The organism is Halobacillus litoralis (genome assembly GCF_004101865.1).
GTDB classification, from domain to species: Bacteria; Bacillota; Bacilli; order Bacillales; family Halobacillaceae; genus Halobacillus; species Halobacillus litoralis_A.
Map to the genome: position 1 here is coordinate 2,896,528 of NZ_CP026118.1, position 13,019 is coordinate 2,909,546.

The 13,019-nt window shown below is 45.2% G+C and carries 13 protein-coding genes and 1 riboswitch; of the genes, 9 read left to right on the top strand and 4 right to left on the bottom strand.

Annotated elements, in window-relative coordinates; genetic code table 11:
* Window positions 1-78 precede the first annotated feature (78 nt).
* The 3 genes from HLI_RS14545 to HLI_RS14555 all read left to right on the top strand — a co-directional run bounded on the left by HLI_RS14545 (window position 79) and on the right by HLI_RS14555 (window position 2,437).
* On the top strand, window positions 79-966 hold the full coding sequence (locus tag HLI_RS14545; RefSeq protein WP_128526907.1) for an ROK family protein: 888 nt from the start codon (window positions 79-81) through the stop codon (window positions 964-966).
* A 150-nt stretch (window positions 967-1,116) separates the two neighbouring features.
* Entirely contained in the window at window positions 1,117-1,479 is a 363-nt protein-coding gene (locus tag HLI_RS14550) for a hypothetical protein (RefSeq protein ID WP_128525642.1), read from the top strand.
* Window positions 1,480-1,627: 148 nt separating this feature from the next.
* A riboswitch (cobalamin riboswitch) is annotated at window positions 1,628-1,808 on the top strand.
* Window positions 1,809-1,963: 155 nt separating this feature from the next.
* Window positions 1,964-2,437, top strand: coding sequence for an acyl-CoA thioesterase (locus tag HLI_RS14555; protein ID WP_128525643.1), 474 nt, complete (start codon window positions 1,964-1,966; stop codon window positions 2,435-2,437).
* Window positions 2,438-2,499: 62 nt separating this feature from the next.
* On the opposite strand, the gene HLI_RS14560 is transcribed toward HLI_RS14555, so the two are convergent.
* Window positions 2,500-3,924 carry a hypothetical protein gene (locus HLI_RS14560; protein ID WP_128525644.1) on the bottom strand — a complete coding sequence of 475 codons (1,425 nt, stop codon included), beginning with the start codon at window positions 3,922-3,924 and terminating at the stop codon, window positions 2,500-2,502.
* Between the two features lie 274 nt (window positions 3,925-4,198).
* Window positions 4,199-4,921, bottom strand: a complete 723-nt coding sequence (locus tag HLI_RS14565) for a DsbA family oxidoreductase (RefSeq protein WP_128525645.1) — start codon at window positions 4,919-4,921, stop codon at window positions 4,199-4,201.
* 250 nt (window positions 4,922-5,171) lie between these two features.
* On the opposite strand from HLI_RS14565, the gene HLI_RS14570 reads away from it, so the two are divergent.
* From HLI_RS14570 to HLI_RS14585, 4 genes are all read left to right on the top strand, one after another.
* Window positions 5,172-5,990 (top strand): peptidoglycan-binding protein, encoded by an 819-nt coding sequence (locus tag HLI_RS14570; protein WP_164908568.1) that lies wholly within the window; start codon window positions 5,172-5,174, stop codon window positions 5,988-5,990.
* Between the two features lie 253 nt (window positions 5,991-6,243).
* Window positions 6,244-6,429 (top strand): hypothetical protein, encoded by a 186-nt coding sequence (locus HLI_RS14575; RefSeq protein ID WP_128525647.1) that lies wholly within the window; start codon window positions 6,244-6,246, stop codon window positions 6,427-6,429.
* 30 nt (window positions 6,430-6,459) lie between these two features.
* The gene (locus HLI_RS14580; protein WP_347232276.1) at window positions 6,460-6,753 is read left to right on the top strand and encodes a DUF4212 domain-containing protein; all 294 of its coding nucleotides are present in this window, start codon (window positions 6,460-6,462) and stop codon (window positions 6,751-6,753) included.
* A 15-nt stretch (window positions 6,754-6,768) separates the two neighbouring features.
* Window positions 6,769-8,430: a sodium:solute symporter family protein gene (locus HLI_RS14585; RefSeq protein WP_128525649.1), complete on the top strand. Its 1,662-nt coding sequence runs from the start codon at window positions 6,769-6,771 to the stop codon at window positions 8,428-8,430.
* Between the two features lie 70 nt (window positions 8,431-8,500).
* On the opposite strand, the gene HLI_RS14590 is transcribed toward HLI_RS14585, so the two are convergent.
* Together HLI_RS14590 and HLI_RS14595 are read right to left on the bottom strand one after the other, a co-directional pair.
* The gene (locus tag HLI_RS14590; protein WP_128525650.1) at window positions 8,501-9,985 is read right to left on the bottom strand and encodes a gluconokinase; all 1,485 of its coding nucleotides are present in this window, start codon (window positions 9,983-9,985) and stop codon (window positions 8,501-8,503) included.
* A 14-nt stretch (window positions 9,986-9,999) separates the two neighbouring features.
* Window positions 10,000-10,857 (bottom strand): MurR/RpiR family transcriptional regulator, encoded by an 858-nt coding sequence (locus HLI_RS14595; RefSeq protein ID WP_128525651.1) that lies wholly within the window; start codon window positions 10,855-10,857, stop codon window positions 10,000-10,002.
* A gap of 184 nt (window positions 10,858-11,041) precedes the next feature.
* Between HLI_RS14595 and gnd the strand changes: the two genes are divergently transcribed.
* Together gnd and HLI_RS14605 are read left to right on the top strand one after the other, a co-directional pair.
* Complete coding sequence (gnd, locus tag HLI_RS14600; RefSeq protein ID WP_128525652.1) at window positions 11,042-11,938, top strand: phosphogluconate dehydrogenase (NAD(+)-dependent, decarboxylating); 897 nt, start codon at window positions 11,042-11,044, stop codon at window positions 11,936-11,938.
* Between the two features lie 30 nt (window positions 11,939-11,968).
* Window positions 11,969-13,018 (top strand): TRAP transporter substrate-binding protein, encoded by a 1,050-nt coding sequence (locus HLI_RS14605; RefSeq protein ID WP_128525653.1) that lies wholly within the window; start codon window positions 11,969-11,971, stop codon window positions 13,016-13,018.
* Window position 13,019 lies beyond the last annotated feature (1 nt).

A 13,019-nucleotide genomic window follows, 5' to 3' on the forward strand; every position in this document is an offset into this window, starting at 1 on the left:
AAACAGTTGACTGACATTTCCTCGTTTTTATAAAAAGAGTTACAATAAATGAAAACCATTCATAAAGGAGTGTTACACATGGGGATTCAAATCGGTGTGGATCTTGGCGGGACGAATGTACGTGTGGCAACGGTTGATGGACAAGGAACCATCGAGCAAATGCTGCAGGAAAAAACGGAAGTGGAAAAAGGATACGAATATACAATTGAAAAAATCATCCGCATGATCGAAAAGATTTCGGAGGGAAAAGAAATCGATCGCATTGGAATCGGAGCACCAGGTCCCTTGGATCCTCGTAAAGGGGTCATTTTGAGTCCACCTAATCTTCCTGGCTGGGAGGAGGTCTCTATTGTCAAAGAATTGGAAGGGTATTTTTCCGTACGGGTGCAGCTCGAAAACGACGCAAATGTTGCCGCATTGGCTGAAGCGAAGTTCGGAGCTGGAAAAGGTAAAGAGAGTGTCTTTTACATAACAGTGAGCACCGGGGTCGGCGGAGGCTTTGTTTTCAATGGAACAGTCTTCAGCGGGGCGCATGGTTATGCTGGGGAAATCGGGAATATGATCATTAACCCGAATGGCTATCAGTACAGCAACCTGAATAAAGGGTCTTTAGAAAGTTATGCAAGCGGGACGGCGATCGGGAAAAGAGCAATGGAATTATACGGCATTGAAGGAGGGTCAGAGCGGGTATTCGAACTTGTCAGTGCAGGAGACGAGCAGGCTTTGCGCATTGTCAATGAAGCGATTGATTATTTGGCGATGGGGATTGCCAACCTTGCCCACGTCCTTAACCCGGAAGTGTTTGTGATCGGCGGTGGAGTCATGAATGCCGGAGAGCTGATATGGGTGCCGTTACAAGAAAGAGTGAGTGATTACTTGTTTCCAGGACTAGCGCCGCATCTGCAAATGAGACCAGCTGAACTGAAAGGCGATGCAGGAGTCATCGGTGCAGCGCTCTTGGGGTGATTAAGTTAGTTAGTATGCCACCTCAGGTCATCCAGAATTTGGGTGACCTGAGGTGGTTGTTTTTTCCACTAAATGAGTTCAAAGCCTGGTGATATTTATGCAGACCTTCACGTATAGTGGTATAAGCTATACTTATGGAGGAATGTAATTGTGAGAAAGTGGATTGGGCTTTTGGTGGTCGTGGGTTTGCTGACAGGATGCACGGATAGTTCTACACAACGAACCATTCAACAGTTTACAACCTCCATGGAAAATGAGCTTCACTTTGTTTATTTTTATGATGATGCCCCACCAGAAGAAAAGGTGCAGTCACAACTGAAAGGGATGAAGGTTTTCTTAGCAAGAAAGAACATCCAGGCTAAGATTACTTATCAGGAAATCTATGGAGAGCGAAATTTTGAAGAACGGTTAGGAGTGGAAGATAAGCAAATTCTTGTCTTCGACTATAAAGGGATCCGCTTTAACGCGAAGAATATCCATGTCTTAGAAGGAATGATACTGCAAATACCATAATGCTTTGATTTGGGAATAACTGCCACCTCAAGTCATCCAGATTCTGGATGACTTGAGGTGGCAGTTATTTACTTTTCTTGAGCGACTATATGCGGGAGTAGATTGACAGTCCAGTAGCATTTGAGAGATAGTTAGAGTGCAGGACATACAACTGCATAGGCTTTATGGTGGCTTCTTAAGGAAGCTGAAAAGGGAAGTCTGGTGAAAATCCGACACGGTCCCGCCACTGTAATGAGGAGGTCCTAATCAGAATCCACTGCTTTAGATAGCGGGAAGGAATAGGGCTGATGAATCTGAGTCAGGAGACCTGCCATAAAGAAGAACATGAAGTCCTACGGGAGATAGGAGGGTGTTACGTGTATAAAAACCAGGAAGATGAACTGGTTTCATGAGTCATGCTCATAAATGTGCACACCTTCATTATAAGAAGGTGTTTTTTTGTGCAATTAGATTTTAGAAGTACGAATCTAAAGGAGGAAAACTCATGAAATCACCGTTACCGGTCAGTTATTCAAAGATGAAACAGACAAGGCTTGTCCTACCACCGGATACGAACCATCTAGACACGATATTCGGGGGGAAAGTGCTTGCTTATATTGATGAAATTGCAGCTCTGACAGCTATGAAACATTCAAGCTGTGTTGTGGTTACAGCTTCGATAGATTCAGTGGATTTTATGTCTTCGGCCAAAGTAGGGGATGCCCTAACGCTCGAGGCAAGTGTTACGTGGACAGGAAGAACTTCAATGGAAGTATTTGTCCAAGTATCTGCTGATGATTTATTAGCTGGGCAAAAGGTGATGACGACGGAATCATTTTTAACCATGGTAGCTGTCGACCAGAATGGGAAACCCACAGAAGTTCCACGGTTGATCCCTGAAACAGAAGAGGAAATACGTTTGTATGAAACAGCTCCAGCGCGAAAAGAACATAGAAAAAGCCGCTCTACCTTACGTTGATGAATGGTATTTATTCCCACCTCAGGTCATCCATATTCTGGATGACCTGAGGTGGGGTTATTTTACAATAATAAGATCGCTATGGTGGCTGAGATGATTAAGCCTGCCATGACAGGGATGAAATTCTTCCTCACAAGGTCCATCACCGATACGCCGCAGAAACCAGCAATGGCAATCAAGGAAGACCAGGCGATGAGAGTCCCGCCACCCGTCCAAATCGTCCCCATTTGCCCGATTGCAGCAAGGGTTGAGGCATCAATGCTTCCGTTCGCAAGGGAAGCAGAAAGAGCTCCTGTCAAAGGGAGACCGGAAAACCCTGACCCATCAAGTCCTGTGATGATTCCGATCAAAAGTATACTGAAAGCGGTCAGGAAAGCATTTTGCGGCAAGAAATCCTGACTGGATTGAACCAGGTCAAATAATAGGGATGGCGTTTCTTCAGTGGGAAGGACCAAAATGTCTTCAGCAAATTCTGCGCTGCCCAGAAAGAAAAATCCGGCTATAGGGATGACAGGTCCCATCGCTTTGAATGCGAAAACGAACCCTTCTGTAATATGGTCACTTACATAATCAAGGGCTCGGTGTTTTCCGAAAGCGATCGTCGATAGGAGCAGGAGAATGACAGCCACTCCTCCTATGAAGGCGGCACCGTTCCCCCCTTCAAAACCACCCATACGTCCCGAAGTCAGCTTAGTAGAAATCATGAAAACCATGACAGCTAACATCGCTAACGGAACTAGGATGGCAAAGGTTTTGCTCCACATATGAATATTACGGCTGGATGGAACCTGGTTTTTTTCTGTAACTCCCTGCATCGTGTTTATTTCTTTTTCATTCATAGGATCGTTCTTCGATCGAAAATTTTTCCGGTTGAAAAAATAAGCCATCGTGATAGCGACGCCCCCGGTGATGAGAGACAAAATCAAAGCTTGATCCATGACAGCTGTTGTTTCGATACCGGCAGCTTTTGCGGACAGCCCTGGGGCGACCTGGATGATGTAGTCGGAGGATAGCGCCATTCCTTGGCCGGCGAGTGCGACAGCTATTGCAGCGACCATCGCGGGCAAACCGGAACGGATAGCTGCAGGAACTAAAAGCGCACAAATGAGAGGGACGGCGGGGGTCGGCCAGAAGAAAAGCGAGATGACGTAAGTGACGATAACAAGTACAAAAAAAGATACGTGACTGTTGATCATGATTTTCTGAACAGGCTGAATCATCCTGGTATCTGCACCTAGGTCTTTGAGGGAACGGAGCAGGGCGACCATGAATGTAATAATCAGAAAGATATTGAACAATTCTCTGGCAGCGACCAAATTGGCATTGAATACGCCGACAAAACCACTGATGATATCTCCATTGAACATCCAGGCGACGACAAACGTTCCGAGCAAGGTAGGCAGAACGACACCTTTCCGGAAAATCATCGTTAAAATAATGATGAAAGTGAATAAACCATATATCCAATGAGACATAGTAAGCTCCATGGGAAGGCCCCCTTGATGTTTTCTTCATATAATGAAAAAAGCGATTGTATAACCTGATAGGCGGTGTGAACACTATAGGCTATTCAATTAGAGGGGGAGGAGTGAAAAGTGGCCGCTGGTAACTTACCAAAAACAGGCACCTCAAGTCATCCAGATTTTGGATGACTTGAGGTGCCTGTTTTTTTCCATATTCCAACCAACTTTTTCCCGCTTTCACATCATCTGACGTACATAAAAAAAACGCCACGTTCAGGCACGTGGCGTTAAACTGTATTTATTTTGTCTGATTGTCCGGAGGTTCGCACCCGTTATCGGTACAGGTGGCTCCATCATTACCTGACAAATCTTCAAAAGCTGGCTGTTTCTCTTCTTCAGCGAAAGCTTTCTCCATTCCTTGCACAAACATCTCTGTCGGCTGTGCTCCTGAGACTGCATATTTTCTGTTGATTACAAAGAAAGGTGCGCCCTGGACACCGATTTGCTGGGCTTCTGCTTCTTCTGCCCGAACATCCTCGGTGTAATCCGTTCCATTCAATATATTGATGACTTCCTGGCGATCCAGTCCAGCCTCTGCTGCTAAATCAGCGATGGTCTCCGTATCTCCAAGGTCTTTGGAGTCCGTCAAAACCGCCTTGAAGAATCGTTCAGCGACTTTTTTTCCAAGGCCCTGTTCTGTGGCGAACTGAGCAACGCGGTGGGCATCAAAAGTATTGGTAGGAATCATGCTGTCAAAGTGAAAATCAAGACCGGACATTTTCGCTTGTTCCGTCATGTTCCTCGTCATTTCTCTAGCTTCATCGAGTGACCGGCCGTATTTAGCCGCCAATTTTTCATGCATGTTTTGGCCTGTGTTGCGCTCTGCCTGAGGATCTAATTCGAAACTCTTATAGACAACCTCCACATTTTTCCCTGGGAATTGTCCGAGTGCTTCTTCTAATCTTCTTTTTCCGATATAACAAAAAGGACAGACGAAATCTGACCACACTTCTATTCTCATTAGTGATTCACCTCTCTATTAGAGTACAAGTACAATTTTACGTTGTCTTTCTAAGGAATGCCATCATTCTGTTCGGCCATCTCGCTGGATAATCCTTCTTTTATCCAAGTGTCCATCAAATTTTGCGGTTGGCCTCCTGCATTTACCGTTCATAGCCTTTTTTCATACAAAGATGTACAAGCTTCACCCGCCATGTTTCTGACACCCGGAACACTCCCCGTTTCGATTATAGAAATAAGGAGGAATGTTGATGATCGATATTTTAAAGGAACGCAGTTTGAGAAAAATGGGACAGGTACAGGAAGATGTCAGGGGGAAAGCTCTCAAGTTAATTGAAAAGGCGTTTGCAGAAGGAATTTACGTCCAAATCTCGTCAGGATATCGTTCGTTCACAGAACAAGCACGTTTATATGGTCAAGGTCGGCCGGATTATCACTGGAATGGAAAAAGATTCGGCAGCAGGGGAAATATCGTCACATATGCTGAACCGGGCCAAAGCAATCATCATGACGGCCGAGCGATTGACTTTTTCCTAGTCTCCTCAGATGGGGGTAAAGCGCTCTGGAGCGTTAATGACCAGTGGCGGAGAGTAGCGGAAATCGCTAAGTCCATGGGGTTTACATGGGGCGGGGATTGGAAAGATTTCAAAGACTATGCCCATCTCGAACTCCATGCACCGAAGAACGGTGACAACAAAGTAAAACGAATCCAAACAATGCTCGCTCAGCTCGGTTATTCTTTAGGTCCCCACAAGGTGGATGGACGTTATGGACCAGATACGATAACGGCGGTGAAGAAGTTTCAGAGAAAGGAACACCTTAAGGAAGATGGGGTGGCGGGGCCGATCACCATCGCAATGTTACAAAAACGTACGTACCCCGGTAATTCCATCCGAATCGGCATGAAAGGCGTTCTGATTAAACAAGTGCAAAAGGTGGTTGGTGTACAAGTTGATGGCCTGTTTGGGAAAAAGACGGAAGCATCCGTCCGCGTTTATCAGGAGCACCACGGCCTGTCGGTAGATGGCATCGTCGGGCCGGTGACCTGGAGGGCTATGTTCGGCATATGAAGGAGAAGACCGCATCCGATTCGTAGTGGATGCGGTCTTTGCGTGTGAATTTCTCCTGACCAGAAATATTTGAATGGTAAAAAAACGCTCCCCAAGCCTTAACCTGCCAACTCCAATTCACTAGTAATTTTTATAAGGTTGACAAATTGTGATAATTTTATAATAATATCAGTTGTAATATTCAGTTAATTCTAACTATTCTTAAAAATTTTTAAAGGCTGATGTTAACGCTTTCAAAAAAGGAGGTCGAATCATGCTTATACCTATCATTCTTGTCGTCATTACCGTACTTTCTGTCGTATTGGCCTTGAAGAAGAAGCGTCCGATTTTTTTCGCTCTGCCGATCATAGCGCTTTTTGCGGTCACGCTTACGAAAATCATTATGGTCCCCATGCCATTTTGGGAAACCGTCCAGTTCATCTTTGATTTGAGAGGATAACTTGAAAGGAGGTGAAACATTTTGAGAAAAATGGATCCTGAAAAGGCGCAGGCATACTTTCGTTTACGTACAACTCTGATTTTTATTTATTTGGGGATAGGTGTCCTCGTCTCCTATATGGTCGTTCTTTTTGCCGAAAGTCTTTCATCCTTTAGTGTGATGGGCATTCCGTTGCCATATTACATGGGCAGTCAAGGGGCGGTTATAACATTCATTGTACTATTGTTTTTCAATGCAGCGATCAGTGATGTCATCGACAGGAAGTTCGGTTTAATTCCTAAAGATAAGAATACGGATAGAGATAATAATGCAGTAAATCAATAAGATAGGGGGAGAAGAATGGACGCACAGTTTATGGTCTCCCTTGCTTTGATTGTCGCTACTTTTGGATTGTACATAGGTATCGCCATTTACAATAAAGCAAGGGCTACATCAGATTTTTACGTTGCAAGTCGCGGGGTACCTCCTGTGTTCAATGGAATGGCGATCGGCGCGGATTGGATGAGTGCAGCTTCATTCATAGGAATGGCCGGGACGATCATGGTTCTGGGATACGATGGATTAGCCTATATTATGGGGTGGACAGGCGGTTATCTGCTGCTGACTTTCCTTTTGGCTCCTCAATTAAGAAAATACGGCCGGTACACAGTGCCGGAATTCATTGGTGACCGATACCGGAGCAATACAGCCAGGCTGATTGCAGCAGTTGCGACGATCATCATCAGCTTCACTTATTCGGTCGGACAATTATCTGGTTCAGGTGTCGTCATCGGTCGTTTACTGGAAGTGAACACGGTGATCGGAACCTTGATCGGTGTAGTATTGATTGCTTTCTATTCAGCACTTGGCGGAATGAAGGGAATCACATGGACACAAGTGGCTCAATATTTAGTTCTCATCATCGCTTATTTGATTCCTGTTATCTTCATGTCTCTGCAGCTTACCCAAAACCCGATGCCATGGCTTTCCTATGGGGATGTCATTTCTGAAATGAGGGTATTGGATCAAGAACTCGGAATATCTGAATATGTTGTTCCTTTTACAGAAAATACGAAATGGCAATTCATCGCCTTGATGTTCACTCTGATGGCCGGAACTGCCGGTTTGCCACACGTCATCGTCCGTTTCTACACGGTCGCGACTATGAAAGCGGCACGCTGGAGCGGAGCATGGGCATTATTATTTATTGGTCTGCTTTATCTATCTGCTCCTGCATATGCCGCATTTTCCCGCTTTATCTTGATGACGGAAGTCGCAGGTTCATCGTTGAATAACCTTCCGGCGTGGACACAGGCATGGGTCGATACAGGAAGGCTATCATTGGCAGATAGTAACAGTGATGGGGTATTACAATGGACAGAACTCGTCATCAGTAATGATATCGTCGTCATGGCGACACCGGAAATCGCCGGCCTGGGGATTTTCGTTATCGGTTTGATGGCTGCAGGTGCAATGGCAGCCGCGCTTTCGACAGCAGGTGGCCTTATGATCGCGATATCTGCAGCATTGTCCCATGATATCTACTTCCGATCCATCAATCCGCAGGCATCAGAAGAGAAACGTTTATTTGTCGGACGCTTGTCGATCGTATTAGCTACGATTGCCGCAGGACTGATCGCCTTGAACCCGCCTGGAGCGATTACGCAAATTGTCGCCTGGGCATTCGCCCTTGCATCGGGATCATTCTTCCCGGCGTTACTCTTAGGGGTATGGTGGAAACGTGCGAATGGACCGGGTGTCATCGCTGGGATGATCACTGGTTTATCTGTTACGCTCGGTTATATTTTTGCAGCCAAATATGGTGGATTCACCATCTTAGGAATCATCGATACAGGGGCTGGAGTATTCGGAGCGACTGCAGCCATCCTGGCCAATATCATTGTTTCCTTAATGACGTCACCACCATCCCAGCAAACACAAGATGAAGTCACAGACCTCCGTTACCCAGAACAAATCGAATACAAAGACGGAGAGTATTGGCTGAAAGAAGATGCCAAGTGATGGATAACAAAATAAGGGACCTCAAGTCATCCATATTATGGATGACTTGAGGTCCCTTGAAATTTTCGGATCATAACCGGTGAAGTTGTTCGAAGTCTGTCTGCAGTTTGTGTGAGACGGATTGATAGACGTCGAATAGCTGGCGGTATTTTTGGTGATTTTCTTCATTTGGAACATAATGCTGATTCATAGGAATGGACTCCTTGATGTCTTCCAAGCGGTCAACATGGCCTAAGCTGTAAAGCGCGACCCATGCAGCGCCCCAAGCAGAGCTTTGGTGGCTGACAGGGATATCGATACGCTTGTTGAACAAGTCGGCAAGCATCTGTACCCAGACCGGAGAGCGGGCGAACCCGCCGCTAGCAAAGATTTTTTCATGCTTATTTCCAAGTCTTTCGAGCGCACTGGCGATATGTAATATCGAAAACAGTACACCTTCCATCGCTGCGCGGGTCATGTGTTCTTTACGGTGGGAAGGAGTCAGACCGATGAACGATCCCTTGGCTTCGGCTTTCCAGAACGGAGCACGTTCCCCGTTCAAATACGGGAGGAAAAGCAGATTTTCCGAGCCAGCCTCTACTTCAGCGGCCAGTTCTGACAATTTCTCCAACGGCAGTGATTCGCTCTCTGTTTCAAAAAGTTGCTGCACCCACTTCAATACGAGCCCGCCATTATTGGAAGGGCCGCCTGTGATCCACAAGTCATCTGTGAAGCTGTATGAAAAAATTTCCTGACGATCATCCAGCAATGGCTCACTGGAAAATTGACGGATCGCCCCGCTGGTGCCGATGGTAATCGCTGTTTCTCCTGGTCGTATGGCTCCGATGCCAAGGTTTGCAAGGGGGCCGTCACTGCCTCCGATTACGAAAGGAGTCGAGCGTTTCAAACCAGCTTTTTCAGCAAAATGTTCACGCATGTTTTCCATTGCATACGTCGGGGGCACTGGTGCGAACAGCTGTCCTTCACTGATCCCGGCCAGGTGCAATGTTTCCTCATCCCATTTATGGGTGTGGATATTGAATAATCCCGTCGCGGCTGCAATCGAGTAATCCACCACTTTTTCACCGAACCAGCGATACAGTAAAAACTCTTTGACGGAAACAAAGTAATCCGCCTGCTCCCAAGGTTCATAACGATATTTTTTCATCCATAGGAGCTTGGATAGTGGTGACATCGGGTGGAGAGGTGTTCCTGTACGCATATATACATCAGGAGATTCTTTTTTCAATAATGCTGCTTCCTCAGCGCTGCGAGCGTCTGCCCAGATGATGGAAGGTGATAATGGAACACCATTTTCATCCATACAAATCATCGAATGCATGGCTGCGGAAATTCCGACCCCGACGATGTTTTCTGACTCGACAAGGCGCGTACTCAAATTCAATGCTTCTAAAGCAGCCGTTTCCATTTGTAATGGATCCTGTTCGGCATAGCCTACTTGTGGATGGTTGAGTGGGTAATCGACTTCATGTTCGGCAACCACATGACCGTTCTCCTGGAAGACGACCGATTTGGCACTTGTCGTTCCAAGATCTAAACCAATGACATAGTTCATTTAAGACTTCCTTTCTATACACGTTTCCTTGAAATGGCGCCACGCATTTTTTGGGTGGCTTCCTGTGTTTTCTCTTTATTCTTCATGCTGTAGATGACAAAAAGGGAATCGATCAGCGAAAGCCCGGCAATTCTTGATGCGAGCGCTTCTGAACGAAATTCGGTTTCCTGTGCGACTGTATATAAGCAAAGATCGACAAGCTTCGTCAATGGAGACTTGGCGAAGTTGGTGATGGCGATCGTCTTTGCCCCGCTTTGTTTTGCGACTTCAACGATATCAAGTAAATCTTTATTGGATCCCGTGTGGGAGATTACCACAGCCACATCTGTTTCTCTCAATTGAGAGGCAGACATCAGCTGCAGGTGGGTGTCTGCATAGGCGTGTGCTTCCATACCTGTCCGGATGAATTTATGTTGAGCGTCTAAAGCAAGTATGTTCGATCCGCCACTTCCAAAGAAGAAGACTCGCTCTGCTTCGACTAAACTATCCATCGCTTTAGATAGGGATTCCGGATTTTGGACATCTCGTGAAGATTCCAATGCTCTTATATTCGCCTGGAAGACTTTTTCAGTAATTTCAAAGTCCGTATCCGCTTCAGAAATCGTTTCATGAATATCCTTAATCGGGTTGACGATTTCCGAGGCTAAAGCAATTTTCATCGCTTGATAACCTTTGAAACCTAATCGTTTACAAAACCTGAAAACGGTTGCATCAGCGACCATAAGATCATCGGCTACCTGGTTGATGGTAGAGTGGACGATTTCATCTCTATTCTCTAAAATGTAATCGGCGATCAGCTTTTCTTTTTCACTAAATTGGCTGTAAGACGAACGGATTCGATTGATAACGTGCTTGGTTGGTGCTTCAATCATAAGGGCTCCTCCTCAGTGTTCTTTTCAACTTCTTCCATTGTAAACGAAATTTTTTTCGAATAAAAGTTAAAGTGATTGAAATTTTTTTCGAGAAAAGCATTGAACTAAAAAAGATTTATTGTATAATCGTAATTGTAGAAAAAATTTTTCAGATGAACGTTCGATACTAGAGAGGGGTCAGATTATGCAAGTTGGTTTAGTCGGCCTTGGAAAAATGGGATACAACTTAGCGTTGAACCTTATGGACCATGGTCACAAAGTCGTTGCGAACGACGTAAACCCAGAATCAGTTGACAAATTATCAAATGAAGGTGCTTCACCAGCGAAAGATTTGAAAGCGCTTATAAGTCAACTGGAAAGCCCGCGCACGATATGGGTGATGGTTCCGGCGGGAGACGTTACAGAGTCCGTTATTCAGGAGCTAGCCAAATCACTTGAGCCAGGCGACCGCATCATTGATGGAGGAAACTCCAACTATAAAGATAGTCTGCGCCGCGCCGAGGAATTAAATGAGAAAAATATTTTCTTCTTCGATGTCGGAACAAGTGGTGGTACAGACGGGGCTCGACACGGAGCATGTTACATGATCGGTGGAGATGCCAAGCAGTTTGCTGAAATTGAGTCGCTCTTTTCTGACACAGCTGTTGAAAGCGGTTACCACTACTCGGGACGTGCCGGAAGCGGACACTTTCTGAAAATGGTCCACAACGGCATTGAGTATGGAATGATGCAGGCGATTGCAGAAGGTTATGAGATTTTGGACAAGAGTCCATTCGATTATGATTATGAAGCGGTATCCAAAGTTTGGAACAATGGTTCCGTCATCCGCTCATGGCTGATCGAACTGATGGAGAACGCCTTTTCGAAAGATGCGAACTTGGATGAGATTCGCGGCGTAATGAATTCGTCAGGTGAAGGGAAATGGACGGTTGAAACCGCATTGGAGTTGGAGATGGCGGCACCAGTCATCACAATGTCACAAATGATGCGTTACCGTTCACAAGAAAGTGATACGTTCTCCGGAAAAGTCGTAGCAGCTTTGCGTAACGAATTCGGTGGACATGCTGTAGTGAAAAAATAAATTATATATAAAAAGGAGAGAGGTTTTATTATGAAAAAATTATTCGGTCTTATGTGTGCAGTTCTTTTGATCACTGTCCTGGCAGCTTGCGGGAATGGTGAATCGGATTCATCTAATGGGGATAGTAGTGAAAGCGCTTCAGAGGGAAGCGGAGACGCAAAAGTCATTAAAGCAGGAATCGGACTTAACGACGATCACCCTCAATACAAAGGTTTGTTGAAGTTTAAAGAAATCGTTGAAAAAGAAACAGACGGCGCGATCAAAGTAGAAACATATCATAGTGGTCAGCTAGGTGATGACCGTTCAATGACAGAAGCATTGCAGCTAGGTACACAAGAAGTAACGATTCCTTCTACAGCACCACTTGCAAACTTCGTTCCTGAATTCAGCGTATTTGATATCCCGTTCCTTTTCCCAAATGAAGAAGTAGCGGATAAAGTTCTTGATGGAGAAGTTGGCCAGGAATTGCTAGGCAAGCTTGAAGAGCAGAACCTTGTAGGTCTTGCTTATTGGGAAAATGGTTTCCGTGATTTGACGAACAGCGAACGTGCAGTAGCGTCAGTTGAAGACTTTGAGGGTCTGAAAATCCGTACAATGGAAAACGACCTACACTTGGATGCTTTCAAAGCACTAGGTGCAAACCCGACACCAATGGCGTTCACAGAATTGTTCACAGCAATGCAGCAAGGTACAGTTGATGGTCAGGAAAACCCTTATGCAACAATCTATCTGCAAAAATTCTATGAAGTACAAAAACACGTTTCCAACACGCACCACATTTACAGCCCGTTCGTATTCCTTATGAGTAAATCTTTCTATGACGGTTTGAGTGAAGATCAGCAGAAAATCGTTAAAGATGCAGCAGTAGAAGCAGGTAAGTACGAACGTAAACTGAACCGTGAAGCGAACGAAAAATATCTTGAACAGTTGCAAGAAGAAGGTATGGAATACACAGAAATCACTGATGAAGCACGCCAGGAAATGAAAGACGCTGTAGCGCCGGTTATTGAAGAATATAAGAGCAAAATCGGTGAAGAAACAGTAGATAAAGTTTACAAAGCGATCGAAGAAGCTAAATAAT

Coding starts and splice junctions, on each gene's coding strand:
- HLI_RS14545 (WP_128526907.1), top strand. CDS start 79: ATGGGGATTCAAATCGGTGTGGATCTTGGCGGGACGAATGTACGTGTG.
- HLI_RS14555 (WP_128525643.1), top strand. CDS start 1,964: ATGAAATCACCGTTACCGGTCAGTTATTCAAAGATGAAACAGACAAGG.
- HLI_RS14560 (WP_128525644.1), bottom strand. CDS start 3,924: ATGGAGCTTACTATGTCTCATTGGATATATGGTTTATTCACTTTCATC.
- HLI_RS14565 (WP_128525645.1), bottom strand. CDS start 4,921: ATGAGAATAGAAGTGTGGTCAGATTTCGTCTGTCCTTTTTGTTATATC.
- HLI_RS14570 (WP_164908568.1), top strand. CDS start 5,172: ATGATCGATATTTTAAAGGAACGCAGTTTGAGAAAAATGGGACAGGTA.
- HLI_RS14575 (WP_128525647.1), top strand. CDS start 6,244: ATGCTTATACCTATCATTCTTGTCGTCATTACCGTACTTTCTGTCGTA.
- HLI_RS14580 (WP_347232276.1), top strand. CDS start 6,460: ATGGATCCTGAAAAGGCGCAGGCATACTTTCGTTTACGTACAACTCTG.
- HLI_RS14585 (WP_128525649.1), top strand. CDS start 6,769: ATGGACGCACAGTTTATGGTCTCCCTTGCTTTGATTGTCGCTACTTTT.
- HLI_RS14590 (WP_128525650.1), bottom strand. CDS start 9,985: ATGAACTATGTCATTGGTTTAGATCTTGGAACGACAAGTGCCAAATCG.
- HLI_RS14595 (WP_128525651.1), bottom strand. CDS start 10,857: ATGATTGAAGCACCAACCAAGCACGTTATCAATCGAATCCGTTCGTCT.
- gnd (WP_128525652.1), top strand. CDS start 11,042: ATGCAAGTTGGTTTAGTCGGCCTTGGAAAAATGGGATACAACTTAGCG.
- HLI_RS14605 (WP_128525653.1), top strand. CDS start 11,969: ATGAAAAAATTATTCGGTCTTATGTGTGCAGTTCTTTTGATCACTGTC.